We start from the raw sequence: 24,036 nt of genomic DNA, 5'->3' as shown, positions 1-24,036 counted from the left end.
CTGTGTCCACAAATCCTCACATCTGTGCCATTTCGGTTGGCCTCATTGCCGTAACGCGAACTCCCGATTTCCCGAAGGCGTGCCAAGGCCCTTCCGGATGGGAACTTATGAGCCCTCGATCACAGCGGACCCCACTTTGTGCGCGCTTTCACAAGCACGTAATCTAGGGATTCCAGACCTGTCGGGGGAGCGGGGCGCACCCCGCCCGCTCCTGGCGCCGGACCGCGCGGCCCGCCTCCCGCGCGGCCCGTCCCCGCACCAGCCCGCACCGATCGCCGCTCAGGAGCGCCCGCCTGTGATCAGTCGTCCACCACGGCCCCGGGACAGGGGCATCCCGGAGGCCACCGTGGCCCGGCTCCCCGTCTACCTGCGCGCCCTCCAGGCGCTCCAGGACCGGGGAACCCTCACCGTCTCCTCCGAGGCCCTCGCCTCCGCCGCCGGTGTGAACTCGGCCAAACTGCGCAAGGACCTCTCCCACCTCGGGTCCTATGGGACGCGCGGAGTGGGGTACGAGGTCGAGTACCTCGTCTACCAGATCTCTCGTGAGCTTGGTCTCACCCAGGACTGGGCCGTGGCCATCGTCGGCATCGGCAACCTGGGCCGCGCACTGGCCAACTACGGGGGCTTCGGCACCCGCGGTTTCCGTATCGCGGCCCTGCTCGACGCCGACCCGGCGATGGTCGGACAGAACGTGGCGTCCCTGGACGTGAGGCATATTGACAACCTGGAGGAGGTTGTGCGTACGAAGGGCGTTTCCATAGGTGTCATCACGACTCCGGCGGCCGCGGCCCAGGGAGTGGCGACGCGCTTCGTCGAGGCCGGGGTGGCCAGCATCCTCAACTTCGCTCCGGTCGTCCTCAATGTGCCGGACGGGGTCGATGTGCGTAAGGTCGACTTGTCCATCGAACTCCAGATCCTCGCCTTCCACGCGCAGCGCAGGGCCGACGGCGACGGCCGGGGCGCGGAACGCGCGGGACTGGAACTGACGTGAGACGTTCGACGATTCGGGGCCGTTGGGCCTGCATGAGCGGTGGGCGATGAGCGAGCGTGCGCCGCGCCCCGGAAGGTATGGCCGCCTCCGGGGACATACGAAGACGCTGTGTAGTGCCTGCATAGGAGAATGCGGATGAGTGTCCTGGCCGTGGGGTTGAGCCACCGGAGTTCGCCGGTGGCTCTGCTCGAACGTGTCGCGCTGAACGGGGAGACGCGGACCAACGCGGTCGGGGAGATGATCGCCTCCGACTCCGTCAACGAGGTCATGATCGTCTCCACCTGCAACCGCACCGAGGTCTACGCCGACGTCTCGGCCTTCCACGGCGGTGTCGCGGCCATCACCGAACTCCTCTCCTGGCACACGGGAGTCCCCCTCGGAGAGCTGTCCGAGCACATGTACGTGCACTATGAGGACCGCGCTGTCCAGCACCTGTTCTCGGTCACCTGCGGCCTGGACTCCATGGTCGTCGGCGAGGGGCAGATCCTCGGACAGGTGCGCGACGCCCTCAAGGAGGGCCAGGAGACCGGCTCCGTCGGCCGCGTCCTCAACGACCTCGGCCAGCGCGCCCTGCGCGTGGGCAAGCGCGCCCACACCGAGACCCACCTGGACCACGCGGGCGCCGACATGGTCAGCTTCGGCCTCACCGTGGCGTCCGGAGGTCTGGGCCTCGGCCCGACCGGCGCCCCCCGCACCACCGCCGGCCAGACCGTCCAGACCGTGGGCGCGGTGCCCCCCGCGGGCTGCCCCATGTCCGCCGAGCCCGGCGACACCGACGACGCGCCCGGCCTCGCCCAGCCCGCGCACGGGCCCCTCACGGGCGTGCGCGTCCTCGTCCTCGGCGCCGGCTCCATGAGCGCCCTGTCCGCCAACACCGTCTCCCGCCAGGGCGCGGCGGCGGTCGTGGTGGCCAACCGCACCCTGGAGCGCGCCGACCGCCTCGCCGAGTGCCTCACCGAGGCGTACGAGACCGTCGACGCCCGCGCCGTCGCCTTCGAGGAGGCCGCCGGCACCCTCGCCGACGTCGACCTGGTCATCTCCTGCACCGGTGCCCAGGGCCTCGTCCTCACCGCCGACGCCGTGGCCGCCGCCACCGCCGGGCGCACGCGCCCCCTGGTCTTCCTCGACCTCGCGCTGCCCCGCGACATCGACCCCGCCGTGCGCGGACTGGCCGGTGTGGAACTGGTCGACATCGAGGACCTGCGCCAGGCCGCCGCCACGGACCCCGGAACCGACACGGGACGCGACAGCGCACTCACCCTCGCCCGCGGCATCGTCGACGAGGAGGTCGCCGAGTTCCGCGCGGTCCGCCGCGCCAGCCAGGTGACCCCCACCGTCGTCGCCCTGCGCGCCCAGGCCAGGGACGTCGTGGAGTCCGAGCTGTCGCGCCTGCACGGACGCCTCCCCGACGACCTCGACGAGCGCACGCGCGAGGAGATCACGCGCGCCATGCGCCGCGTCGCCGACAAGCTCCTGCACAGACCGACCGTGCGCGTCAAGGAACTGGCCGCCGCTCCGGACGGGGAGTCCTACGAGGCGGCCCTGCGGGAACTCTTCGCACTCGACCCCGGGAACCCGGAGGCGCTGGCCGCTCCCGAGGGACCCGCCACCGCGGCACCGACCGCCCAGGAGAAGCCATGACCGGCACGCACACCAACGGCGGCCCCGTCGACAGGGCCCCCGCCAAGCTCGGTACCCGCCGCAGCACCATGGCCACCAGCCAGTCGCGGATGGTCGCCGACGCCATCACCGAACGCACCGGCCGGGCGATCGAGCTGGAGCTGATCACCAGCTTCGGCGACGTCACCAAGGCCCACCTGACCCAGCTCGGTGGCACCGGCGTGTTCGTCAACGCCCTGCGCGACCAGCTCCACGCGGGCACCGTCGACTTCGCCGTGCACTCGCTCAAGGACCTGCCCACCACCCCGGCCGACGGGCTCGTGCTGGCCGCCATCCCCGAGCGCGACGACCCGCGTGACGCCCTGTGCGCACGCGACGGCCTCAAGTTCGCCGACCTGCCCCCCGGGGCCGTGATCGGCACCGGATCCCCGCGCCGCGTCGCCCAGCTCGCCCTGCTGCGCCCGGACCTGACCTACGTGCCGATCCGCGGCAACGCCGAGACCCGCCTGGGCAAGGTCGCCTCCGGCGAGCTCGACGCCGTCGTCCTCGCCTACGCCGGGCTCGGCCGCGTCGGCCGCGCCGACGACGCCACCGAGGTCTTCGAGCCCGAGCAGATGCTGCCCGCGCCGGGCCAGGGCGCCCTCGCCGTCGAGTGCCCCGCCGAGCGCCTGGAGGGCGACCTCGCCTACCTGGCCTCGGTCGACCACCCCGCCACCCGCGTCGAGGTCGTGGCCGAGCGCACCGTGCTCGCGGAGCTCGAAGCCGGATGCGCCGCCCCCGTCGGCGCCTACGCCCAGTACGACGCCGGGGCCGGCCGCCTGAACCTGCGCGCCGCCGTGGTGGCCACCGACGGGTCCAGCGCCGTACGCCGCGAACGCGCCGTCGGCCTCGACTCGGCCGGGGACCTGGCCGCCGCCACCGCGCTCGGCCGGGACCTGGCCCGCCAGATGATCGACGAGGGAGCCGACCGCATCGTGGCGGAGGCCTTCGCGGAGAGGGACACACCCTAACCAGGAGCCGACGGCGGGTGTCCTCGGCCGGAGCCCGCCGCATCCGCAACCGTCCCGGATACCGCGCACCGGGGCGCGGGCGACCCACACAGAGGAGCCAGTACGTGAACGCCAACGCCAACCCCCAGCCGGAGGAACCGCGTGCCACCACGCGGTCCGGGCACGTCGCCCTGGTCGGTTCCGGTCCGGGCGGTGCCGACCTGCTGACCCTGCGCGGCGCCGAGCTGCTGCGCCGAGCCGACGTGGTCATCACGCTGCGCGAGCCAGCGGCCGAGGAGCTCTCGGGCTTTCGCGGCGAGCTCCTCTCCCACTGCTCCGAGGACGTCTCCGTGGTGGAGGCGGCCGAGTGCGGCGGCGACGTCAACGCCCTCGCCCTGGCCCGTGCCCGTGAGGGCCGGCGGGTGGTCCGCCTGTACTCCGGCGACCCGTTCTTCGGCTGCCGCGGAGCCGAGCTGGTCGCCGCCTGCCACGAGGCCGGGGTGGAGGTCGAGGTCGCTCCGGGCGTCTCCGCCATCACCTCCGTGCCGACCTTCTCGGGCGTGCCGCTGATGAACGCGGAGAGCCCCGAGGTGCGGGTGCTCAACGCCCGGGCCGAGGGCGGGATCGACTGGAACGAGGCGGCCGCCAGCGACGCCACCCTGGTCGTCATGGGCGCCGACGCGCCCGCCGGAGAGGCCCCCGAGCACCAGGGGCCCGGCTTCGACGTGCTGTGCAAGGCCCTCGTCTCGGGCGGCCGCCCCGCCACCACCCCCGTCTCGGTCGTGCGCGCCGGTGGCACCACCCGCCAGACCACGGTCACCTCCACGCTGGCCCGGCTGGTCGCCGACCTCAAGGCCAAGGACGCCAAGGGCCACCACGCCACCGCGCCCGCGCTGATGATCGTCGGTCCAGCCGCGGCCCGCCAGCCCGACCTGTCCTGGTACGAGACCCGGCCGCTGTTCGGTTGGCGGGTCCTGGTGCCCCGGACCAAGGAGCAGGCCGCCGCCCTGTCCGACCAGTTGCGCGGCTACGGCGCGGTGCCCGAGGAGGTGCCCACCATCTCCGTGGAGCCGCCGCGCACCCCGCAGCAGATGGAGCGCGCCGTCCGCGGCCTGGTCACCGGCCGCTACCAGTGGGTGGCCTTCACCTCCGCCAACGCGGTCAAGGCGATCCGCGAGCGCCTGGAGTCCTACGGACTGGACGCGCGTGCCTTCGCCGGGGTCAAGGTCGCCGTCGTCGGCGAGGCCACCGCCAGGGCCGTGCGCGACTTCGGCATCCAGCCCGACCTGGCACCGCCCGAGGAGCAGCAGTCCAGCGCGGGCCTGGTGTCGGTGTGGCCGCCCTACGACGCCGAGATCGACCCGATCGAGCGCGTGCTGCTGCCGCGCGCCGACATCGCCACCGAGACCCTGGCCGCGGGCCTGGACAAGCTCGGCTGGGACGTCGACGACGTCACCGCCTACCGCACCGTGCGCGCCGCGCCCCCGCCCGCCCCTGTCCGAGAGGCGATCAAGGGCGGCGGTTTCGACGCGGTGCTGTTCACGTCCTCCTCCACGGTGCGCAACCTGGTGGGGATCGCGGGCAAGCCGCACAACACCACCGCCATCGCCGTGATCGGCCCCGAGACCGAGAAGACCGCGATCGAGTTCGGACTGCGCGTGGACGTCGTGGCACCGAAGGCGTCCGTTTCCGCCCTCGCGCAGGCCCTTTCGGAGTACGGTGCCGCCAAGAGGCGTGAAGCCATCGAGGCGGGCAAGCCCGTCCTCAAGCCCAGCCAGAAGCGGCGCGGGCGCCGCCGCAAGCTCTGAGAGCCCCGCCCAGCCGCCAGCACGCCGCACGAACCCACACCGGGAGCCCCGCGATGACCGCCTCCAGCAACGACGCCGCCTTCCCCGTCGCCCGGCCGCGCCGCCTGCGCCGTGGAGCGGCGCTGCGCCGCCTGGTCGCCGAGAACCGGGTGCTCCCGGAGAACCTCGTCCTGCCGATGTTCGTCAAGGAGGGGATCTCCGAGCCGGTGGCGATCTCCTCGATGCCCGGCCAGGTGCAGCACACCCGTGACAGCCTGCGCAAGGCCGCCCACGAGGCGGCCGCCGCCGGGGTCGGCGGGCTGATGCTGTTCGGTATCCCCGGGCACAAGGACGAGCGCGGTTCGGCGGCCGACGACCCCGAGGGCGTCGTCCAGGTGGCCCTGCGCGACCTGGCCGCCGAGGTCGGCGACGACATCGTGGTGATGGCCGACCTGTGCCTGTGCGAGTACACCGACCACGGCCACTGCGGCCCGCTGCTGACCGACGGACACGTCGACAACGACCTCACCCTGGAGCGGTACGCGTCCATCGCCGCCGCCCAGGCCGAGGCGGGCGCCGCCGTGGTGGCCCCCAGCGGCATGATGGACGGCCAGGTCGCGGCCATCCGTGCCGGACTGGACCGCGCCGGGCACGAGCGGGTGCCGATCCTGGCCTACGCCGCCAAGTACGCGTCGGCCTTCTACGGCCCCTTCCGCGAGGCGGCCGAGGGCGCGCCGCAGTTCGGCGACCGCTCCGGTTACCAGCAGGACCCCGCCAACGCGCGCGAGGCGCTGCGCGAGGTCGCCTTGGACGTGGCCGAGGGCGCCGACATGGTGATGGTCAAACCGGGTCTGGCCTACCTCGACATCGTGGCCAGGGTGGCGGAGGCCTCCCCGGTACCCGTGTCGGCCTACCAGGTCAGCGGCGAGTACGCGATGATCGAGGCGGCGGCGGAGCGCGGCTGGCTCGACCGCGAGCGGGCGATCCTGGAGACCCTGACCTCGTACCGGCGGGCGGGGGCCGAGCAGATCCTCACCTACTGGGCGACCGAGGCCGCCCGCCTGCTGCGGTAACGCGACCAGGCCCCGCCCCGGCCGCGGTCTCCGGGCGCAGGGCCTCACGACGTCGAGGCCGCGCCTGGATCACGAGGACCACCGGGGAGGCTCCATGGCCGAGGTTCTGTACCGACGTAAACGGCGTCATGCGGCGGACAGCATGCTCGACGCCGCACTGGGCTACGCCGGTCTGGGCTGGCCGGTGGCGCGCGGCACCTCGCCCGGCCAGGACCGCGCGTGCAGCTGCGACCGGATGGGCTGTCCGGACCCGGCGGCGCATCCGGTGACGATGGCCTGGGGCGTGGAGGCCAGCACCGACGCCGATACCATCCGCCGGTGGTGGACGGCCACCCCGGAGGCGAACATCATCCTGCCCACGGGCCGGGTCTTCGACGTCTTCGACGTGCCCCGCGAGGCGGGCGTGATGGCGCTGGCGCGGATGGGCCGCTCCGGGGTGCCCTCGGGGCCGGTGGCGGCGGTGGAGTCCTCCCGCTACCTGTTCTTCGTGGCCACCCGCTCCCCGGTCGACGAGGACGAGTGGTGGTCCTGCCACCTGGACTGCGTGCCCGAGGCCGTGGAGGAGATGCCGGGCCTGCGCTGGCACTGCCGGGACAGCTTCGTGCTCGGCGCCCCGTCGCGGCTGCCCTCCGGGGACCGGTTCACCTGGATCCGCGCCCCGCACGACACGGACGGCTCGGTGGTGCTGCCCGACCCGATCGCGGTGCTCGGCATCCTCGCCGACGCCAGCGAGGAGTTCTCCGGCTAGGTCGCGCGCGGGCGTCCACGGGACCGACCCCGTGCTGTGACCGGAGAAGACCCCCGGTCCACCCCCGCCGGACCGGCGAGGCTGGCCCTCCCGGCCGTTCACCCACAGGGCGAGCCGGGTGCGGTCGCGCTGGCCGTCGACCACGTGCTGGCCTCCTCCCTCGTCCCGGTGCCGCTGGTCCCCGCGATGTGCGCGGCCATGGCCTACCCGCTTCTGCGCGGCCGGGTCTGAGCGCACGGTACGGACGCGACGGAGGGGGCCGTCGCGACGACCCCCTCCGTCCGCATGCGCGCGGCCGGACGTCAGAGTGCGATCTCCTCGGCGTTCACGACCACACCGTCCTCGTCGCTGTAGAGCCACTCGCCCGGGACGAACGCGACGTCGCCGAAGGACACCGGCACGTCCAGGCGCCCGGCGCCGTCCTTGAGGGACTTGCGGGGGTTGGAGCCCAGGGCCTTCACCCCCAGGTCCAGCCCTCCCAGGGCGCGGGTGTCGCGGACCGCGCCGAAGACCACGGCGCCGGCCCAGCCGTTGGCCACGGCCGCCTCGGCGATCATGTCGCCCATCAGGGCGGACCGCAGCGAGCCGCCGCCGTCCACCACCAGGACGGCGCCGTCGCCGGGGGTGTTGAGGACCTGCTTGACCAGGCCGTTGTCCTCATGGCACTTGACCGTGCGGATCCGGCCGGAGAACACCGCGCGCCCCCCGAACTGACGGAACTGCGTGGAGCAGCTGCGCAGGGTGTCGCCGTGGTCGTCGATGAGGTCCGCCGTGGAGAAGTTCGGTGTCATGACAGCTCCGGTCTCGGGGAAGCGGATGGACACCACCAAAGTTACTCGCCGGTACCGCCGACTCCTTGGTCGGTCCTGCCCGTCTCTTTCGTCGATACGACGCTTTTCGGGCGTCCAGGAGGTCTGCTCGATGACAGGATGAAGCCCTTCCTGTCACCGAACCGTGGGAGTCCCGTCATCTTTGGACGGGGCGTCGCCCAGTTCCTCCCCCTGCGCGACTCTCCCCGTACGACCCACTGGAGAGAGATGGTCTCCGAGATCCTCGACGTCAGCGCCGCCTGGTCCCGAGCAGTGACCGGGTTCGCGGTACACCTTCCCGCGTGGGTGCAGAACGCGGTCCACGCGGGCACCGACCTCCTCCTCGGCGTGTTCGCCGTCCTCTTCCTCGCCGCCTGGTGGCGCGCCCGGTCCGTGGACACGCGCCTGGTCGGCCTGGCCCTGTTCGCCCCCGTGGCGACCGTCGCCGCCTACGCGGTCAGCAACACGGTGAAGTCGTTCTTCGACCAGATGCGCCCCTGCCAGGCGATGACCGACCTGGTCACGATCGCCACCTGCGACCCGGTCGGCGACTGGTCCTTCCCGAGCAACCACTCCGCGATCGCGGGCGCCGCCGCGGCGGCACTCGTCCTCGCCTGGCGCCGCATCGCCGTCGTCGCCGTCCTCGTCGCCCTCCTGGAGGCCTTCTCCCGGGTCCTCGTCGGCGTCCACTACCCGCACGACGTCACCGTCGGGCTCCTCCTCGGAGCCGCCGTCGCCGCATTGGCCTCCCTCGCCATGTCCCGCCCGATGACCGCGTTCGCCGGACTCCTGGCCCGAAACGACCGCCTGCGCCCCCTCGTGCGCGCCGACCGTCCCGATGTCCCGGACACGGCCGGCGGGCGCTCCGCCGCCGCCGAGCCCTCCGCCGAGGACCGCTCCGCCCGGGTCTGAGCGCCCTCCCCGTGTGCCCCGCCCCCTCCCGGGACGGGGCACACGTGCCCGGACCTGGCCGGACCCCCGCCCGTGCGGGGCGGGTCACGGTTTCGGAACAGGACACAGCTGACACACTGGTGAGGTGGGTACTCAACAGACTTCAGCAGAGCTCTTCCAGCGCGCCTCCGCCGTCGTGCCCGGCGGCGTGAACTCGCCTGTGCGCGCCTTCGGCGCCGTCGGCGGCACCCCGCCCTTCTTCGTCAAGGGCGAGGGCCCCTACCTCACCGACGCCGACGGCCGCCAGTACGTCGACCTCGTGTGCTCCTGGGGACCGCTCGTCCTCGGCCACGCCGCCCCCGCCGTCGTGGAGGCCCTCCACAGCGCGGTCGGGGCCGGGACCTCCTACGGCGCGCCGACCCCCGGCGAGGTCGAACTCGCCGAGCTGATCGTCGGACGCACCCCCGTGGAGAAGGTCCGCCTCGTCAACTCCGGCACCGAGGCCACCATGTCCGCGATCCGCCTCGCGCGCGGCTTCACCGGCCGCAGCAAGATCGTCAAGTTCGCGGGCAACTACCACGGCCACGTCGACGCTCTCCTGGCCGCCGCCGGCTCCGGTCTGGCCACCTTCGCCCTGCCCGACTCCCCGGGGGTGACCGGCGCCAGCGCCGCGGACACCCTCGTGCTGCCCTACAACGACACCGAGGCCGTCGAGCGCGCCTTCGCCGAGTACGGCGACGACATCGCCTGCGTCATCGCCGAGGCCTGCCCCGCCAACATGGGCGTCGTGCCGCCTCGGGACGGGTTCAACGCGCGCCTCAAGGAGATCGCGCACGCCAACGGGGCCCTGCTCGTCCTCGACGAGGTCCTCACGGGCTTCCGCGTCAGCTCCTCGGGCTGGTACGGCCTGGAGGAGGTCGCCCCCGACCTCATGACCTTCGGCAAGGTCATGGGAGGCGGCCTTCCCGCCGCGGCGTTCGGCGGCCGGGCCGAGATCATGGACCGCCTCGCCCCGAACGGTCCCGTCTACCAGGCGGGGACCCTGTCCGGGAACCCGCTGGCCACCGCCGCCGGACTCGCCACCCTGCGGGGCGCCACCCCCGAGGTCTACTCCCGCATCGACCAGGTCTCCGAGCAGGTCCGGAGCGAGGTCTCCAAGGAGCTCGCCGCCGCGGGGGTCGCCCACCGCGTCCAGAGCGGCGGCAGCCTCTTCACGGTGTTCTTCACCGACCGGGAGATCGTCGACTTCGACACCGCGCGCACCACCGACACCGCGGTCTTCTCCGCGTTCTTCCACGCCATGCTCGACCAGGGCGTGTACCTGCCGCCCGCCGCCTTCGAGGCGTGGTTCTTCTCCGCGGCGCACGACGACACCGCCGTCGACAGGGTGGTCTCGGCACTGCCCGGAGCGGCCCGGGCCGCGGCCGAGGCCCAGGGCCGCCCCCGCTCCTGACGCCCATGACCCCGAAGGAAAGACACACACGATGACGACGACCACCGTCGTGCACCTGCTGCGGCACGGAGAGGTGTACAACCCCGGCAAGGTGCTCTACGGCAGGCTCCCCGACTTCCACCTCAGCGATCGGGGCCGGCAGATGGCCGAGATGACCGCCGAGTGGCTCGACGGTCACGACATCGCGGCGCTGTTCTCCTCGCCGCTGGACCGCACACAGGAGACCGCCGTCCCCTTCCAGAAGATGACGGGCCTGCCCGTCACCCTGGACGACCGGCTCATCGAGGCGGCCAACAAGTTCGAGGGCATGGCGCTGTCGCGGCGCTCGGTGCGCGACCCCCGCGTGTTCAGCCGGGTCTACAACCCGTTCCTGCCGTCCTGGGGCGAGCCCTACTCCGAGATCGTCGCCCGTATGGTGGAGGCCGTCAAGGTCGCCCGCCGCGCCGCGTGGGGGCGCGAGGCCGTGTGTGTCAGCCACCAGCTGCCGATCTGGATGGCGCGCCGCGCGGCCGAGGGCAAGCGCCTGTGGCACCGGCCGGACCTGCGCGAGTGCAACCTGGCGAGCGTGACGTCCCTGACCTTCACGGAACAGCGTCTGACCAGCGTCAGCTACGCCGAGCCGGCCGCCGTCCTGTACAAGGACGAGCCCGCGATCCCCGGGGCGTGACCCGGAGCGCTTACCCGTGGCGGTAAGCTGGGGCTTCGGGTGCGGTGGGTGCGCTCTCCAGCGCTGGCCTCCCCGGGGTCGTCCCGGTCGCACCGGCCACCCCGCGTCCTGCGCGGGCCGGTGCCCGGTGGGCCCAGCGACCGCATCCGAATCCTTGCCGGTTTCCACCGCCCAGCGGTGCGGCATGTCCGTAACTCTCGTCAGCGAGAAGGTGATCCCATGGGTTCCGTCATCAAGAAGCGCCGCAAGCGGATGGCGAAGAAGAAGCACCGCAAGCTGCTCAAGCGCACGCGTGTCGCGCGTCGCAACAAGAAGTAGACCGGTCGCGGCGAACGTCGTCTCTCCGCGGGCGCGGGCGCGCCACAGGCACGCCCCGGACGCGGAGACACCTTCGTCCTTGCGCGGCCTTTGCCGCAGCAATGGAATTTTCTGGGTGAGGTGCTGTTGTGCCTCACGGGTCGCGGTCGCCGGTTCACCCTCGGGGTGAACGGTCCGCGGGCCCGCCGGAACAGCTCCCGTCTCCTTCCAAGGAACGTGTCGCCATGGCTCGTGTCGTACTCGTCACCGGGGTGTCCAGCCCCCTGGCCACCAGGGTCGCGCAGTCCCTGAGTGAGGCGCCCGCTGTCCGCCGGGTGATCGGCGCGGACTCCTCGCCGCCGCCCACGGACGCACCGGGGGTCGAGTACGCCCATGTCGACCTGCACGACGGAAGCCTGGACAGGATCGTCACCGACTCCGGTGCCGATCTCGTCCTGCACCTGGGCCTGGACACCGCGAACGTCCCGAACCGGGAGGACAACGTCCTGGGCACCATGCGGGTGCTCGGCGCCGCCCAGCGCTCCACCACCGTCCGGCGCCTGGTGGTGCGGTCCAGCGCCACCCTGGACGCTGACGACGCGGCCGAGGTCGAGCGGCACACCCGCGGCCTGCAGCGCCGCCGCCCCGACCTGTCGGTGGCCGTGCTGAGGTTCGCCAACCTCATCGGCCCCTCCGTACGCACCCCCCTCACCCGTTACCTGGACTCGCGCGTCGTGCCCACGGTGCTCGGCAGCGACCCCCGCGTGCAGTTCCTGCACGAGGACGACGGCGCCGAGGCGCTGGTGCGCATGGCGCTCAGCGACAGCACGGGGGCCTTCGACGTGGCGGGCGCGGACTCGGTCCCGCTCTCGCACTGCCTGCGCCGCGTCGGCGGCCAGCGGCTCCCCGTCCCGGCGCGCGGCCTCAGGGTGCTGCGCGGCCTGGCCAGGCACGGCCGGATCGCCTACGCGAGCTCCAGCGCCTCCCGCGCCGTGCGGACGGAGCTGGACACCTCCGGGATGGACTCCGAACCCCTGGAACGGGTGCTGGACTGGTCGCCCGCCTACAGCTCGGTGGAGGCCTTCGACGCCTACGCCGACAGCCGCCGCCCGTCCTCGCGCGAAGGCGGTCTGCGGCCCGTCCACGTGCTCGCGCTCGCCAGGGCCACACTGGGCCGCTGAGGGCCCTCCGCCCTGACCGGAGTGCGGCCTGATCCCGCACACGCCCGGAAAGGGCATCTGAGGGCTTTTCGGGCGGCCCGAAGCATGTCAGCCCCCCGGGCCCCCATATCCATGGAAGCAGCCGGCGCCCGGCGGCGCCACGCCCCTCCACAGCCTGTGGACGAACGGTGCCCGTGCGGCCCCCGCGGATCCCGGCCGCTGCGGACCCCGGCCGTCCCCACCGGCGACCGCTTCCGGCGCTCCCCGCGCTCCCCGCGCTCCCCGCGCTCCCCGGTACGTGCGCGGTTCTTTCGATCCTCTCCCGGCGCCCCCGGGTGCGTGCGCCGCTTTCGGCCGCACCCGGCACGTCCGGCGGGAGCCCGCTTCCCCGGCCTTCCTCAGCCCGCTCTGTGCTGTCTCACCGCGCGCAGTGCCACCGCGCCGGCGACCGCGCCCGCCATGGCGGCCGGAACCGCCACCCGCAGCGCCGTCCGGTGCCGCCGGAAGTCGTGTACCGGCCACCCGTGCGTGCGCGCGTACCGGCGCAGGTCCGCGTCCGGGTTGACCGCGTGCGGGCGCCCCACCAGGGACAGCAGCGGCAGGTCGTTGGAGGAGTCGCTGTAGGCCGAGCAGGACGCCAGGTCCCAGCCCTGGCTCCGCGCCAGGTCGCGCACCGCCACGGCCTTGGCCGGGCCGTGCAGCAGGTCCCCGTTCAGGCGTCCCGTGTACACCCCGTCCACGCTCTCGGCCTCGGTGCCCAGGGCACCGGTCAGCCCCAGCCGCCGCCGGATGATCTGCGCCAGCTCCACCGGGGTCGCCGTCACCAGCCACACCGGCCGCCCCGCGTCCAGGTGCGCCTGGACCAGCGCGCGGGTGCCCTCCCAGATCCGGTCGGCCATGGTGTCGTCGTAGATCTCCTCGCACAGGGTGACCAGGTCGTTCACGTCGTGCCCCGCCACGAAGGCCAGCGCGGCCTCGCGCGCGGCGTTGATGTGCTCGGGCTGCTCGCTCCCGGTCACCCGGAACACCGTCTGCCCCCACGCGAACCGCACCAGGTCGCGGGTGGTGAACAGGTCGCGGGAGGCCAGGCCGCGGGCGAAGTGGTAGATCGACGCACCCCGCATCAGGGTGTTGTCCACGTCGAAGAAGGCGGCCCCGGGACCGTTCGGAGGCGGAGGCGGGGGCGCGGCGTCGTGTGACACGGTTCTCTCCTGGCTTGGGCGGGGGGAGACGGCCCTCCGGTGCGGTCGGGCCCTCCGGTGCAGGGGCGGCGCTCCCCGCGTTGCGAGCCTACGGCCACCTGCGGGGCGGGTGGGGCCGCTGTGATGCGGCGGCAAACTGCGTGATGAAGCTCACAGTGCGAGTCGCCGCCGTGGCCTCCACTCTGCGGGATCTTCCCCGAGGCGAATCCCCCATACCTGCACCGAGTGCACATCCACCCGTCAACGTGCAGCATCATTGTCGGGATGGTGACGGTAGGACTGGCATTCATAAGCGCGTTGGTGGGCTGGAGCGCCACCGCCGCGCTCGCCGCCTATGCCCAGCGCCGTCCCGGTGTGGCCTCCGTCGGCTGGCTCGTCGCCGCACTGGGTACGACGGTCGGGCTCAGCGCGGGCGTGGTCGGGGCGATGTTCGATTTCGGCGAGCCCACCTTCCGAATACTGCACATCGGCATCAGCCTCCTCGGCCCGCTCTACATGGCCTGGGGCGCCTTCGAGTACGGGGTCCGCTCGCCCCGCGGCCGGTTCACCTCGCGCCTGTTCCTCAGCGCGCTCACCATCGTTCCCCTGGTGGTGTTGTCCGTCGACCGGGTGAGCACCCGTTTCGGCGCCTCCTACCCAGCCCTGGGCGACCACTACGACCTCATCCCGCGCTCGCTCGTCAACGCCGCGCAGGCACTCGTCGCCGTCCTCCTCGTCACAGCGCTCGTCTCGGTCGCCAGGCGCGCCTCCGCCAACCGCGGCACCGACCTGTCGGTGCTGGGGCTGGTCTCCCTGGCCGCGCTGCTGTCCGTCCTGGTCGGCCGCCTCGGCCTCGGCGCCTGGGGGGCGCTGCTGATGCTCGGCGCCGTCTCCGCCCTGTGGGGAGCGGCCGCCATGGCCGCACGCCCCCGTCGCGACCCCTACGGCGACGAGTACGACGAGTACGACGACTACGAGGACTACGGCGACGCGGACGAGGACCCCGACGACCTCCTGGAGGAGCCCGTGCGCCGCAAGCGCCGCGAAGCCGACCCCTACGACGACTACTACGACGGCCCGCCGGTCCGGCAGGCCCCGCCCGCCAAGCTGCGCGGCGTCATCACCATCTACACGCTCGCCGAGGGGCGGGGGGCGGGCTTCGACCGCCTCGCCGACGCCGTCGTCGCCCAGGTCTCCGCCCGGGAGCCCGACACCCTGCTGTTCGCCTGCCACACGGTGCCCAGCGCCCCGTTGCAGCGCATCGTCTACGCGATCTACCGCGACGAGCTGGCGCAGGAGGAGCACGAGCAGCAGCCGCACGTGCTGGAGTTCGCCCGCCTCAGCCCCCAGTACGTGGTCGCCACGAACGTGATCGAGCTCTCCCTCTCGGGCGCGGCGGCCAGTGACGGTCTCGCGGGCATGCTGATGCCCCACTGAGGAGCACGGGTCCGCGGTCCGGGAAAGCCCGTGACCGCGCCTTTCCGCGTCGGGAGAATGTCTCGGAACGGTGTACTTGTCCAGGCATGACGAACCACCGGAAGGCTCCCGGCGTCCCACCCCGGGTGAAGTACTCTTCCCTACAGGTTTTTCATGACCGGCGCCCGTCGGGTGCCGATGGCGTGTGACCAGGACCGGCGGGACGACCCAGCCGCGAACGCGCCGGAACGAAAGAAAGTGTGCTGGGATCTCCGATGCGTAAGTTCCTCGTCGTTCTCCTCGTCCTCCTCGCGGCCCTCGTGGTGGCGGCCGATGTCGGAGCCCGCAGCTTCACGCAGGACATGGTCGCGCGCCAGGTGGCCCAGCAGCTCCAGATGTCGGAGGAGCCCGAGGTGTCCGTCGAGGGCTGGGCCTTCCTGCCGCAGGCGCTCAGCGGCACCTACTCCGAGATCAACATCAGCGCGGCCTCGGCCACCATGGACGACATCACCGTCGAGCAGGTCGACGTCACCGCCACCGAGGTCGAGGCGCCCCTCGCCGAACTGCTCGACCAGCCCAGCGTGGTGGCCGGGAGACTGGACGGCTCCTTCACCGTCCCCTACTCCTACTTCAACGCGTACCTGCCCGAGGGGATCACCATCACCACCGAGGGCGACGAGCCCCGTATCACCGGTGAGCTGGCCCTGCCCGGGTCCGGTATCAGCACCCCCGTCAACGCCGGCGGCGAGTTCGCCGTGGAGGGCGACACCGTGACCGTCACCCCGGTCGACGTCCAGATCGGCGACGCCCCCTCCGGCGCCGGCGACATGGTCTCGGGCATGCTCACCTCCAGCTTCCAGGTGCCCCAGCTGCCCTTCGGCCTGACCATCACCGAGGCGGAGACCACCTCCAGCGGCCTGCGGGTCACCGGCACCGCCCAGGACGTCCCGATCATGGGGTCCGAGGCGGCCTGATGGACCTGCCCGGCGTCGTCGTGCTCGCGACGACCCTGCTCCTGGCCACCGTCGCCGGACTGGTGTGGCGGCGGGGTCTGGGGCGCTTCCGCGCGCCGGCGCCCCCGCGCGGGCGCGCCGTTCCCACGGGCGGGCGATGGACGGTACACCGGAGGGAGAGCACCCCGGGGGAAGGAGAGGACATGGCCGGATCCGACGAGGACACGGCGGTCGGCGTCCTCACCGCCGAGGACATCGGCGCGGCGCTGGGGGAGCGGGCCACGCTCGTGCAGTTCTCCACCGCCTTCTGCCAGCCCTGCCGGGCCACCCGGCGGATCCTGGGCGAGGTCGCGGACATGGTCGGGGGCGTGGCGCACGTGGAGGTGGACGCCGAGTCCAGGCTCGACCTCGTCCGCCGCCTGGACATTTTGCGCACCCCCACTGTCCTGGTCCTGGACGCCTCGGGGCGTGTGGTGCGCCGGGCCGGCGGGCAGCCCCGCAAACCGGACGTGATCGCCGCGATCGGCGCGGCGGTCTCCTGAGCACCCTCCCGACGAACGCCCCACCGGGGCGGATACCGCCCTGTGACCCAGCACACCCGTGACAAACGCGTAACGGGGCCTGTAGCGTCTGGGGTGTGACTTCCTTGACGAGCGCGTATCTGACGAAGCGACGGGCGGTGGACTTCTGCCGCGTCGCCGCCGCGCTCTGTCTGTGTCCCTAGGGCGGACGGCCCCCAAGGGCCCACGCCTCCTCCGTGCGACCGGTTCCTCGTTCTCCTCGTACGCAGCTGGGGACATCACGCCATGCAGGTCGACCCTCGCGGGCAGCGTTTCGCGGCTGCCCTGACCACCCTCGTACTGGCCACGGCCCTCGCCACCGGCAACCCCTGGGTTCTCGGTTTCCAGGCGCTGGTCTTCGCCGTCGCGGTGGCCATGGGGGTCCGACGATCGCCCTACGGCCTGTTGTTCGCCTTCGTCGTACGGCCCCGGCTCGGCCCTGCGGCCTCGTCGGAGGACGCCCGGCCTCCCCGGTTCGCACAGGGAGTGGGACTCGCCTTCGCCGCTCTCGGACTCGTCGGATACCTGGCGGGCCCCGAGTGGCTCGGTATCGCCGCGACCGCCCTCGCACTCTTCGCCGCCTTCCTCAGCGCCGCGTTCGGCTACTGCGCCGGATGCGAGACCTACCTTCTCGGCCGACGCCTGCTGGCGTCGGGGAGGACGGCCTGACCCCCCTCCTCCCGGGGCGGCCGACCCCGGGAGCACCGACGTACACGCGACACCGCACAAGAAACACAGGAGGTTCCCTATGAGCCGCTCCGACGTCCTCGTGGACGCCGACTGGGTGGAGGCTCACCTGGACGACGACAACGTGGTCCTCGTCGAGGTCGACGAGGACACGTCCGCCTACGACAAGGGGCACATTCGCGGCGCCGTCAAGATCGACTGGAAGACGGACCTCCAGGACCCGGTCCGCCGTGACTTCGTGGACCGCACCGGCTTCGAGAAGCTGCTGTCCGCCAAGGGCATCGGCAACGACGACCAGGTCATCCTGTACGGCGGCAACAACAACTGGTTCGCCGCCTACGCGTACTGGTACTTCAAGCTCTACGGCCACGACAGCGTCCGGCTGCTGGACGGCGGCCGCAAGAAGTGGGAGCTCGACTCCCGTGAGCTGGTCGAGGAGGTTCCGGACCGGGCCCCCACCCAGTACACCGCCAAGGAGCAGGACTCCTCGATCCGCGCCTTCCGCGACGAGGTCGTCCAGGCCATCGGCGCCAAGGACCTGGTGGACGTGCGCTCGCCCGACGAGTTCACCGGCAAGCTGCTCGCTCCCGCGCACCTGCCGCAGGAGACCTCGCAGCGTCCCGGCCACATCCCGACCGCGCGCAACATCCCGTGGGCCAAGACCGCCAACGAGGACGGCACCTTCAAGAGCGCCGAAGAGCTGCGCGAGCTCTACACCGAGGCCGGGGTGGACCTGGACAAGGACATCATCGCCTACTGCCGGATCGGCGAGCGCTCCTCGCACACCTGGTTCGCCCTGCACGAGATCCTGGGGCTGGAGAACGTCAAGAACTACGACGGCTCGTGGACCGAGTACGGCTCCCTGGTGGGCGTCCCGGTCGAGCTGGGGGAGGCCGAGGCCAAGTGAGCGACAGCTGCGGAGCACCGGTCGGCGGCGTCGCCCTCGCCGACGTCGACGCGGGCAACCAGGCGGTCATCCAGGGCACGGTGACCCGTGACGGCGAGCCGCTGCGCGGGGCCTACGCCCGTCTGCTCAACTCCTCCGACGACTTCGTCGGAGAGGTGGCCACCGGCGAGGAGGGCACGTTCCGCTTCTTCGCCGCCGACGGGTCCTGGAAGGTCCGCGTGCTGGCCTCCAAGGGCTTCACCGCCGAGTACACGGTGCAGGCCGAGGTGGGCAAGGTCATCGACCTGCAGGTCCAGGCCTAGACGGGCCGCGACAGCGGACAGCGGGCGCACGGGGCGCCGGTGCCGACGGGGAACCGTCCGGCGCCGGCGCCCCGCCTTCTGTGCCCGAGGCCGTGACAAACACGCGGGGCGGGTGACAGCATTCTGCCCACACTCCGGCCCCGGTCGGAGCCCCCGCATGGACGAGTCCCCGGCCGCACCCACGACGGCCGGCCAGGAGGTGTTCGGACGGTGCCCAACCCCCGGTCAGGCGGCGCATCACACCGAGGCGAGGCCGGACGTACCTACGTCGGCTGGCGGCACACCGTGCTCCTGCCGCACCCGGGCCCGGCGCCGCGCCGTCCGGCGCCGACCGACGCCGAGACCCTCAGTGAGGAGTGGATCGCCGCCCAGCGCCACGGTGAGGCCCAGACCAACCGGCCGCTCTACTTCGCCCTGGCCGGGCTCGCCCTGTTCGCCCTGCTGTTCCCGCTTCTGTGGACGCTGCGCATCCTCCCCGGCAGCTTCGCCCTCGGCGGCGTGTTCGCCTGCGCCGCCATCGCCGCTCCCGTCTCCTTCGCCCTGCTCCAGAGCCGCCGGGTCGTCGCCGAACGGCTGGAGCGGGCCCGCGAGCGCCTGGCCGCCGAACGCGAGGAACGCGACCGCGCCCTGCACGAGCGGCAGCGCGAGCACGCCCGCAGGTACACCGAGTGGCAGGCCGCCGCCCGCGCCTACGAGGCGCAGCCGCTCTGGTACGGGGTGACCGCCGACGCCGGCACCGTCGTCGTGGTCGGCGGCGACGAGGCCGGATGGTCCGCGCTGCTCACCACCATCGGTGTCTCCCGCCTGCGCGAGGGCGGCGACCTCACCGTCGTCGACCTCACCGGCCGCTCGGTGGTCCGCGAGCTCGTCCGGCTGGCACGCCGCTGCGCCGTCGCCCCGCGCCGCTGGGTGCTTCCCGCCGACCTGCCCCGGATGACCCTGGGCACCAACCTGGACGCGGGCCAGCGCGCCCGTATCCTCTCCGCCGTCGCGGCCGCCTCCGGAGACACCGGCACCGGCACCGGCACCGACGGAGCCGACGCGGACGAGACCCTCCTGCTGCGCCTGCTGGAGGTCCTGGGACCGCGTGCCGGGATCGCCGAGCTCATCGGCGGCCTGCGCGCGCTCCTCACCCCCGAGGACGACGCGGCCGAGGACGACCCCGCGCTCGCACTGCTCACCCCGGCGCAGCGCGTCCGGGTACGTGAGCGCTGCGCCGACGGCCCCGCCATCCGCAGGCGCGCCTGGGAGCTCGAACGCCGTCTCAGCCCCTTCGAGGCCGTCGGCACCCGCGCGGACGGCGCCGAGTACGCCCAGGTCAAGATCATCTCCACGGACCGGGCCTCCGGCAGGGCCGCCGCGCGCGTCTACGGCACCTACGCCGTGTCCGCGCTCAGCGAGCTGCTGGAGGTGCCCGAGGAGCCCAGGACCGTGGGTGGCGGACGCGCCCGGGCACGTCCGGAGCGCACCCGCACCGTGGTGGTCTGCGGTGCCGAGACCCTCCCGCCCGGGGAGGTGGACCAGGTCCTCGCCGCCGCGGCCGACAGCGGGGTGGAGGTGGTCCTGATGTTCCGCGCGGCCACGCCCGCCGCCCTCGCCCGCTTCTCCGACCCCGCATGCCTGCCGGTGGTGATGCGCCAGGGCGGCGGCTCGGCCGAGGCCGTCGCCCGCGCCGTGGCCGCCGCTCCCGGTGTCGCCGGGCACGGCCCCGACGGGCTGCGGCTGCACCGGCTCACCGAAGTGGTCGGCGAGGCCGTGGGCGACCCGGTGGCCGGGTCGGGGGAGGACCCCGACGCCGAGGTGGAGGCCGACGACCGGTTCTTCCCCTCCCCCCACACCGAGTCCGGCGCGGTGATCCGCAACGCGGCCGCCGCGCTCGCCCCCCTCGACCTCGTCCGGCATGTGAGATCCGCCACCGCATGGGGCCGGGCCACCGCGCAGGCCGCCGAGGCCGACGCGCCCGCCACCGCCGGGGACGGCGGCGCCCGACCCGTCCGCACCTGGGGCCTGGACGCCGGGTCGCTGCGCGGACTGCCCTCCACGGCGGCACTGGTCCTGACCGCCGACGGCCCCGTGCTGGCCGACACCAACCCGGGTATCCTCACCCTGTCCACGGCCACCCTCGCCACGGTGGACGACTCCCGGAACACCGCCGCCGGCCCGGACGTTGGTGACGGTGGCACCGCGGCCGGAAACCGGGCCGGGAGCGGACGTCGCACCGCGGGCGGCCGCCCGCGCATCGTGGCCCCGGGGCCCGCCACCCCCGACACGCCGGACGGAGCCGCCCTCGGGAGTGGCTCCCCCGAGCAGGTGGGACCCGACGGCCAGATGCCGCCCAACCTCGGTCCGCCGCCCGAGCGCTTGGACTGGCGAAGCCGTCCCAAGGTGGACAATAGGCTTGGCCCGACACATCGCCCGCCGCCTCCCAGGAGCGAACGGCGCAGGTGATCCAGCAATTCTGGAGAATGAGATGAGCGAGCTTCCCTTGCGCGCCCAACTGGCCTCTGTTCTGGGAAGGAGCGCAGCCGGCCTGTCCCGTGCCACCGGGCGGGGAGACGGCTCCGTGATCGGTGGCCGGGTGGCGCTCAAGGTCGAACCCGACCTGCTCGCCAAGCTCGCCCGGGGCCGCAGGCTCACCCTGGTCAGCGCCACCAACGGCAAGACCACCACCACCAGGCTCATCGCGCAGGCCCTGCGCGAGTTCGGCGACGTGGCCACCAACGAGTACGGCGCGAACATGCCCACCGGGCACATCACCGCGCTGTCCGACAACCAGTCCGCCGTCAACGGCGTGCTGGAGGTCGACGAGAAGTACCTCCCCCAGGTCCTCCTCGCCACCCAGCCCGCGTTCGTGGTGCTGATGAACCTGAGCCGCGACCAGATGGACCGCGCCTCGGAGATCAACCTGCTCGCCAAGAAGTGGCGCATCGCCCTGGGCAAGAGCAACGCCCACGTCATCGCCAACGCCGACGACCCGCTCGTGGCCTGGGCGGGCCTGGGCGCGCCCAACGCCACCTGGGTCTCCGCGGGCCAGCGCTGGAAGGAGGACTCCTGGTGCTGCCCCGAGTGCGGCGGCCACCTCAAGCGCGACGTCGACCCGCACTGGGAGTGCCCCGAGTGCGGACTGACCAGGCCCCAGACCACCTGGGCGGTGGACAACGACTCCGACGTCCTCGTCACCCCGGAGGGACAGCGCGTCAAGCTGCGGCTGAACCTGCCCGGTGACGCCAACCGCTCCAACGCCGCGATCGCCGCGGCGACCGCCGCCGGGTACGGCATCCACCCCGAGCGCACCGTGGAGCGGCTGCGCGAGATCACCTCGGTCGCGGGCCGCTACACCTCCGTGGTGACCATGGGCGTCGAGGTGCGCCTGCTGCTCTCCAAGAACCCCGCCGGATGGCTGGAGTCCTTCGCGGTCCTGGACCCGCCCCGCACGCCGGTGATCCTCGCGGTCAACGCGCAGGTCCCCGACGGCAAGGACACCTCCTGGCTGTGGGACGTCGACTACACCGTGCTGCGCGGCCGCCGCGTGTTCGTCATGGGCGAGCGCCGCACCGACCTCGCGCTGCGCCTGGAGACCGACGGCGTCCAGTTCGAGGTGGCCGACCGGGTGGACGAGGTCCTGGGCCGCCTCAAGGCGGAGCAGCCCGACATCACCAAGGTCGACCTCATCGCCAACTACACCGCCTTCCAGCAGATCCGCACGGCCTACGGCCGCGTCCAGTAGGGAGAAGGACCCATGACGAACACCAGCGCTCTGCGGATCGTGTGGATCTACCCCGACCTGCTGAGCACCTACGGCGACCAGGGCAACGTGCTGATCCTCAAGCGCCGGGCCGAGCTGCGCGGCATCCCCACCGAGATCGTGCACGTCCACTCCAGCGACCCCGTACCCGCGCAGGGAGACATCTACCTGCTCGGCGGCGGCGAGGACCGCCCGCAGATCCTGGCGGCCGAGCGCCTGCGCGCCGACGGCGGCCTGGCCCGCGCCGCGGCCAGTGGCGCCTGCGTGTTCGCGGTGTGCGCCGGATACCAGATCATCGGCGAGTCCTACGGCGACGACGAGTCCAACCCGCTCCCGGGCGTGGGCATCCTCGACATCCGCAGCGGACGCGGCCAGACCCGCGCGGTCGGCGAGATCGTCGCGGACGTGGAGCCGGCCCTGGGCGTGGGCCGGATCACCGGCTTCGAGAACCACCAGGGCCGCACGGCCATCGGCCCGTCGGCCAGGCCGCTGTCCACCACGGTGCGCGGCATCGGCAACGACGAGCGCACCGAGGGCGCCTACCAGGGACAGGTGCTGGGCACCTACCTGCACGGGCCGGCCCTGCCCCGCAACCCTGAGCTGGCCGACCTGCTGCTGCGCTGGAGGGTGGGCCAGCTGGCTCCGCTCGCCCCGTCCTGGGGGGAGCGCCTGCACGACGAGCGCCTCGCCGCCGGTATGGGCTGACCCCCGGCGGAACCGCACCGGCGGGGCCCGGCGGGTACGTCCCGCCGGGCCCCGGGTGTGCTCCGGCACGTTGCGGCGTGTCGCGGAATGAACCGCCTGGGGCAACCGCTGTCGGTTACATGAAGGCAATCGCACTGCAGCAGTACGGATCCGCTGACGACCTCTCCCTGGAGGAGCTTCCCGACCCCAAGGTCGCGCCGAGCGAGGTTCTGATCAGGGTGAGGGCCGCGGGGGTCAACCCCGTCGACTGGAAGCTCGCCTCCGGGGGGCTCGACGCCCTCATGGAGGCGGACTTCCCGTTCATCCCCGGATGGGACGTCGCCGGCGTCGTCGAGGCGGTCGGGCCCGACGCGCACGAGTACCAGGTCGGGGACGAGGTCTACGGCTACCTCCGCAAGGACTGGGCCAAGAACGGCACCTACGCCGAGCTCGTGTCGGCCAACGTACGCATGATCGCGCCCAAGCCGAGGTCGCTGAGCTGGCAGCAGGCCGCCGGGGTCCCGCTCGCCGGCCTCACCGCCCACCAGTCCGTCGAACGGGTGGGGGTCGGCTCCGGTGACACGGTGCTCATCCACGCCGCGGCGGGCGGCGTCGGGTCGTTCGGCGTCCAGATCGCCGTCGCCCGCGGGGCCCGGGTCATCGGCACCGCCAGCGAGCGCAACCACGACTTCCTGCGCTCCCTGGGCGCCGAGCCGGTGGTCTACGGCGACGGCCTCAACGATCGGGTCCGCGCCCTGGCCCCGGACGGGGTCGACGCGGTGCTCGACTTCGTCGGCGGCGGGGTCGCCGGGGAGTCGCTGCCCCTGGTGGGCGGCGCCGACAGGGTCGTGTCCATCGCCGACCCCGAGATCCAGGAGCAGGGCGGCCACTGGCTGTGGGTGCGCCCGGACTCCGCCGACCTCGCCGAACTGGCCCGCATGGCCGACGGCGGCGGGCTCACCGTGCACGTGGACCGCGAGTTCCCGCTCGCCGAGGCGGCCGACGCGTGGCGTCTGAACCAGGCCGGCCGTACCCGGGGGAAGATCGTCCTCACCGTCTGACGGTTCCGGCGGAGGGGCCCGGCCGGAACGCGTCGGTCGGGCCCTGAACAGGAAA

25 protein-coding genes are annotated in these 24,036 nt (G+C 72.9%); 23 read left to right on the top strand and 2 right to left on the bottom strand.

What is annotated here, in order from left to right; genetic code table 11:
* Positions 1 to 295 precede the first annotated feature (295 nt).
* From A6A08_RS23440 to A6A08_RS23410, 7 genes are all read left to right on the top strand, one after another.
* Complete coding sequence (locus A6A08_RS23440) at positions 296 to 991, top strand: redox-sensing transcriptional repressor Rex (protein ID WP_073704797.1); 696 nt, start codon at positions 296 to 298, stop codon at positions 989 to 991.
* Positions 992 to 1,126: 135 nt separating this feature from the next.
* Positions 1,127 to 2,632, top strand: a complete 1,506-nt coding sequence (locus A6A08_RS23435) for a glutamyl-tRNA reductase (protein ID WP_073704796.1) — start codon at positions 1,127 to 1,129, stop codon at positions 2,630 to 2,632.
* Entirely contained in the window at positions 2,629 to 3,621 is a 993-nt protein-coding gene (gene hemC, locus A6A08_RS23430) for a hydroxymethylbilane synthase (RefSeq protein WP_073704795.1), read from the top strand. The genes A6A08_RS23435 and hemC overlap by 4 nt, the downstream gene beginning before the upstream one ends.
* A gap of 104 nt (positions 3,622 to 3,725) precedes the next feature.
* Positions 3,726 to 5,408 carry a bifunctional uroporphyrinogen-III C-methyltransferase/uroporphyrinogen-III synthase gene (locus A6A08_RS23425; RefSeq protein WP_073704794.1) on the top strand — a complete coding sequence of 561 codons (1,683 nt, stop codon included), beginning with the start codon at positions 3,726 to 3,728 and terminating at the stop codon, positions 5,406 to 5,408.
* A gap of 53 nt (positions 5,409 to 5,461) precedes the next feature.
* Positions 5,462 to 6,460, top strand: a complete 999-nt coding sequence (gene hemB, locus A6A08_RS23420; protein ID WP_073704793.1) for a porphobilinogen synthase — start codon at positions 5,462 to 5,464, stop codon at positions 6,458 to 6,460.
* Positions 6,461 to 6,554: 94 nt separating this feature from the next.
* Positions 6,555 to 7,208, top strand: coding sequence for a bifunctional DNA primase/polymerase (locus A6A08_RS23415; RefSeq protein WP_073704792.1), 654 nt, complete (start codon positions 6,555 to 6,557; stop codon positions 7,206 to 7,208).
* A 36-nt stretch (positions 7,209 to 7,244) separates the two neighbouring features.
* Entirely contained in the window at positions 7,245 to 7,439 is a 195-nt protein-coding gene (locus A6A08_RS23410) for a hypothetical protein (protein ID WP_073704791.1), read from the top strand.
* 71 nt (positions 7,440 to 7,510) lie between these two features.
* Here the strand turns inward: A6A08_RS23410 and rraA are convergent, their stop codons facing one another.
* Positions 7,511 to 7,999 carry a ribonuclease E activity regulator RraA gene (rraA, locus tag A6A08_RS23405; protein ID WP_073705034.1) on the bottom strand — a complete coding sequence of 163 codons (489 nt, stop codon included), beginning with the start codon at positions 7,997 to 7,999 and terminating at the stop codon, positions 7,511 to 7,513.
* Between the two features lie 246 nt (positions 8,000 to 8,245).
* On the opposite strand from rraA, the gene A6A08_RS23400 reads away from it, so the two are divergent.
* From A6A08_RS23400 to A6A08_RS23380, 5 genes are all read left to right on the top strand, one after another.
* A complete protein-coding gene (locus A6A08_RS23400; protein ID WP_083609245.1) occupies positions 8,246 to 8,929 on the top strand; it encodes a phosphatase PAP2 family protein in 684 nt (227 codons plus the stop codon).
* A 124-nt stretch (positions 8,930 to 9,053) separates the two neighbouring features.
* Complete coding sequence (gene hemL / locus A6A08_RS23395) at positions 9,054 to 10,361, top strand: glutamate-1-semialdehyde 2,1-aminomutase (RefSeq protein ID WP_073704790.1); 1,308 nt, start codon at positions 9,054 to 9,056, stop codon at positions 10,359 to 10,361.
* Between the two features lie 31 nt (positions 10,362 to 10,392).
* A complete protein-coding gene (locus tag A6A08_RS23390; protein WP_073704789.1) occupies positions 10,393 to 11,028 on the top strand; it encodes a histidine phosphatase family protein in 636 nt (211 codons plus the stop codon).
* 219 nt (positions 11,029 to 11,247) lie between these two features.
* Positions 11,248 to 11,346, top strand: a complete 99-nt coding sequence (locus A6A08_RS23385; RefSeq protein ID WP_013155353.1) for a 30S ribosomal protein bS22 — start codon at positions 11,248 to 11,250, stop codon at positions 11,344 to 11,346.
* Between the two features lie 224 nt (positions 11,347 to 11,570).
* Positions 11,571 to 12,506 carry an NAD-dependent epimerase/dehydratase family protein gene (locus tag A6A08_RS23380; RefSeq protein ID WP_073704788.1) on the top strand — a complete coding sequence of 312 codons (936 nt, stop codon included), beginning with the start codon at positions 11,571 to 11,573 and terminating at the stop codon, positions 12,504 to 12,506.
* 377 nt (positions 12,507 to 12,883) lie between these two features.
* Here the strand turns inward: A6A08_RS23380 and A6A08_RS23375 are convergent, their stop codons facing one another.
* The gene (locus tag A6A08_RS23375) at positions 12,884 to 13,687 is read right to left on the bottom strand and encodes an HAD family phosphatase (protein WP_073704787.1); all 804 of its coding nucleotides are present in this window, start codon (positions 13,685 to 13,687) and stop codon (positions 12,884 to 12,886) included.
* Between the two features lie 264 nt (positions 13,688 to 13,951).
* On the opposite strand from A6A08_RS23375, the gene A6A08_RS23370 reads away from it, so the two are divergent.
* From A6A08_RS23370 to A6A08_RS23325, 11 genes are all read left to right on the top strand, one after another.
* Positions 13,952 to 15,103: a putative quinol monooxygenase gene (locus A6A08_RS23370; RefSeq protein WP_073704786.1), complete on the top strand. Its 1,152-nt coding sequence runs from the start codon at positions 13,952 to 13,954 to the stop codon at positions 15,101 to 15,103.
* Between the two features lie 254 nt (positions 15,104 to 15,357).
* Entirely contained in the window at positions 15,358 to 16,056 is a 699-nt protein-coding gene (locus tag A6A08_RS23365; protein WP_073704785.1) for a DUF2993 domain-containing protein, read from the top strand.
* A gap of 182 nt (positions 16,057 to 16,238) precedes the next feature.
* Positions 16,239 to 16,577 carry a thioredoxin family protein gene (locus A6A08_RS23360; RefSeq protein WP_073705033.1) on the top strand — a complete coding sequence of 113 codons (339 nt, stop codon included), beginning with the start codon at positions 16,239 to 16,241 and terminating at the stop codon, positions 16,575 to 16,577.
* Positions 16,578 to 16,672: 95 nt separating this feature from the next.
* Positions 16,673 to 16,759 (top strand): putative leader peptide, encoded by an 87-nt coding sequence (locus A6A08_RS29410; protein ID WP_352983320.1) that lies wholly within the window; start codon positions 16,673 to 16,675, stop codon positions 16,757 to 16,759.
* Between the two features lie 82 nt (positions 16,760 to 16,841).
* Positions 16,842 to 17,264 carry a DUF4395 domain-containing protein gene (locus tag A6A08_RS23355; RefSeq protein WP_073704784.1) on the top strand — a complete coding sequence of 141 codons (423 nt, stop codon included), beginning with the start codon at positions 16,842 to 16,844 and terminating at the stop codon, positions 17,262 to 17,264.
* A gap of 79 nt (positions 17,265 to 17,343) precedes the next feature.
* Positions 17,344 to 18,189 carry a sulfurtransferase gene (locus A6A08_RS23350; protein ID WP_073704783.1) on the top strand — a complete coding sequence of 282 codons (846 nt, stop codon included), beginning with the start codon at positions 17,344 to 17,346 and terminating at the stop codon, positions 18,187 to 18,189.
* Positions 18,186 to 18,491, top strand: coding sequence for a DUF1416 domain-containing protein (locus A6A08_RS23345; RefSeq protein WP_073704782.1), 306 nt, complete (start codon positions 18,186 to 18,188; stop codon positions 18,489 to 18,491). The genes A6A08_RS23350 and A6A08_RS23345 overlap by 4 nt, the downstream gene beginning before the upstream one ends.
* A 210-nt stretch (positions 18,492 to 18,701) precedes the next feature.
* Positions 18,702 to 20,939 carry a hypothetical protein gene (locus tag A6A08_RS23340; RefSeq protein ID WP_378699217.1) on the top strand — a complete coding sequence of 746 codons (2,238 nt, stop codon included), beginning with the start codon at positions 18,702 to 18,704 and terminating at the stop codon, positions 20,937 to 20,939.
* A gap of 22 nt (positions 20,940 to 20,961) precedes the next feature.
* The gene (locus A6A08_RS23335; RefSeq protein WP_073704781.1) at positions 20,962 to 22,218 is read left to right on the top strand and encodes a MurT ligase domain-containing protein; all 1,257 of its coding nucleotides are present in this window, start codon (positions 20,962 to 20,964) and stop codon (positions 22,216 to 22,218) included.
* A 12-nt stretch (positions 22,219 to 22,230) separates the two neighbouring features.
* Positions 22,231 to 22,941, top strand: coding sequence for a type 1 glutamine amidotransferase (locus A6A08_RS23330; protein ID WP_073704780.1), 711 nt, complete (start codon positions 22,231 to 22,233; stop codon positions 22,939 to 22,941).
* A 119-nt stretch (positions 22,942 to 23,060) separates the two neighbouring features.
* The gene (locus tag A6A08_RS23325; protein ID WP_073704779.1) at positions 23,061 to 23,981 is read left to right on the top strand and encodes an NADP-dependent oxidoreductase; all 921 of its coding nucleotides are present in this window, start codon (positions 23,061 to 23,063) and stop codon (positions 23,979 to 23,981) included.
* Positions 23,982 to 24,036: the final 55 nt, after the last annotated feature.

It is taken from the genome of Nocardiopsis sp. TSRI0078 (assembly GCF_001905145.1).
Classification (GTDB): Bacteria; Actinomycetota; Actinomycetes; order Streptosporangiales; family Streptosporangiaceae; genus Nocardiopsis.
Note: the sequence above shows the minus strand (reverse complement) of the source record. Positions and strands in the feature narration are given on the sequence as shown.

Bases quoted from the DNA above. Each gene is read 5' to 3' on its own strand.
- A6A08_RS23435 (WP_073704796.1), top strand. From the start codon at position 1,127: ATGAGTGTCCTGGCCGTGGGGTTGAGCCACCGGAGTTCGCCGGTGGCT.
- hemC (WP_073704795.1), top strand. From the start codon at position 2,629: ATGACCGGCACGCACACCAACGGCGGCCCCGTCGACAGGGCCCCCGCC.
- hemB (WP_073704793.1), top strand. From the start codon at position 5,462: ATGACCGCCTCCAGCAACGACGCCGCCTTCCCCGTCGCCCGGCCGCGC.
- A6A08_RS23415 (WP_073704792.1), top strand. From the start codon at position 6,555: ATGGCCGAGGTTCTGTACCGACGTAAACGGCGTCATGCGGCGGACAGC.
- rraA (WP_073705034.1), bottom strand. From the start codon at position 7,999: ATGACACCGAACTTCTCCACGGCGGACCTCATCGACGACCACGGCGAC.
- A6A08_RS23400 (WP_083609245.1), top strand. From the start codon at position 8,246: ATGGTCTCCGAGATCCTCGACGTCAGCGCCGCCTGGTCCCGAGCAGTG.
- A6A08_RS23390 (WP_073704789.1), top strand. From the start codon at position 10,393: ATGACGACGACCACCGTCGTGCACCTGCTGCGGCACGGAGAGGTGTAC.
- A6A08_RS23385 (WP_013155353.1), top strand. From the start codon at position 11,248: ATGGGTTCCGTCATCAAGAAGCGCCGCAAGCGGATGGCGAAGAAGAAG.
- A6A08_RS23380 (WP_073704788.1), top strand. From the start codon at position 11,571: ATGGCTCGTGTCGTACTCGTCACCGGGGTGTCCAGCCCCCTGGCCACC.
- A6A08_RS23370 (WP_073704786.1), top strand. From the start codon at position 13,952: ATGGTGACGGTAGGACTGGCATTCATAAGCGCGTTGGTGGGCTGGAGC.
- A6A08_RS23365 (WP_073704785.1), top strand. From the start codon at position 15,358: ATGCGTAAGTTCCTCGTCGTTCTCCTCGTCCTCCTCGCGGCCCTCGTG.
- A6A08_RS23360 (WP_073705033.1), top strand. From the start codon at position 16,239: ATGGCCGGATCCGACGAGGACACGGCGGTCGGCGTCCTCACCGCCGAG.
- A6A08_RS23355 (WP_073704784.1), top strand. From the start codon at position 16,842: ATGCAGGTCGACCCTCGCGGGCAGCGTTTCGCGGCTGCCCTGACCACC.
- A6A08_RS23350 (WP_073704783.1), top strand. From the start codon at position 17,344: ATGAGCCGCTCCGACGTCCTCGTGGACGCCGACTGGGTGGAGGCTCAC.
- A6A08_RS23335 (WP_073704781.1), top strand. From the start codon at position 20,962: ATGAGCGAGCTTCCCTTGCGCGCCCAACTGGCCTCTGTTCTGGGAAGG.
- A6A08_RS23330 (WP_073704780.1), top strand. From the start codon at position 22,231: ATGACGAACACCAGCGCTCTGCGGATCGTGTGGATCTACCCCGACCTG.
- A6A08_RS23325 (WP_073704779.1), top strand. From the start codon at position 23,061: ATGAAGGCAATCGCACTGCAGCAGTACGGATCCGCTGACGACCTCTCC.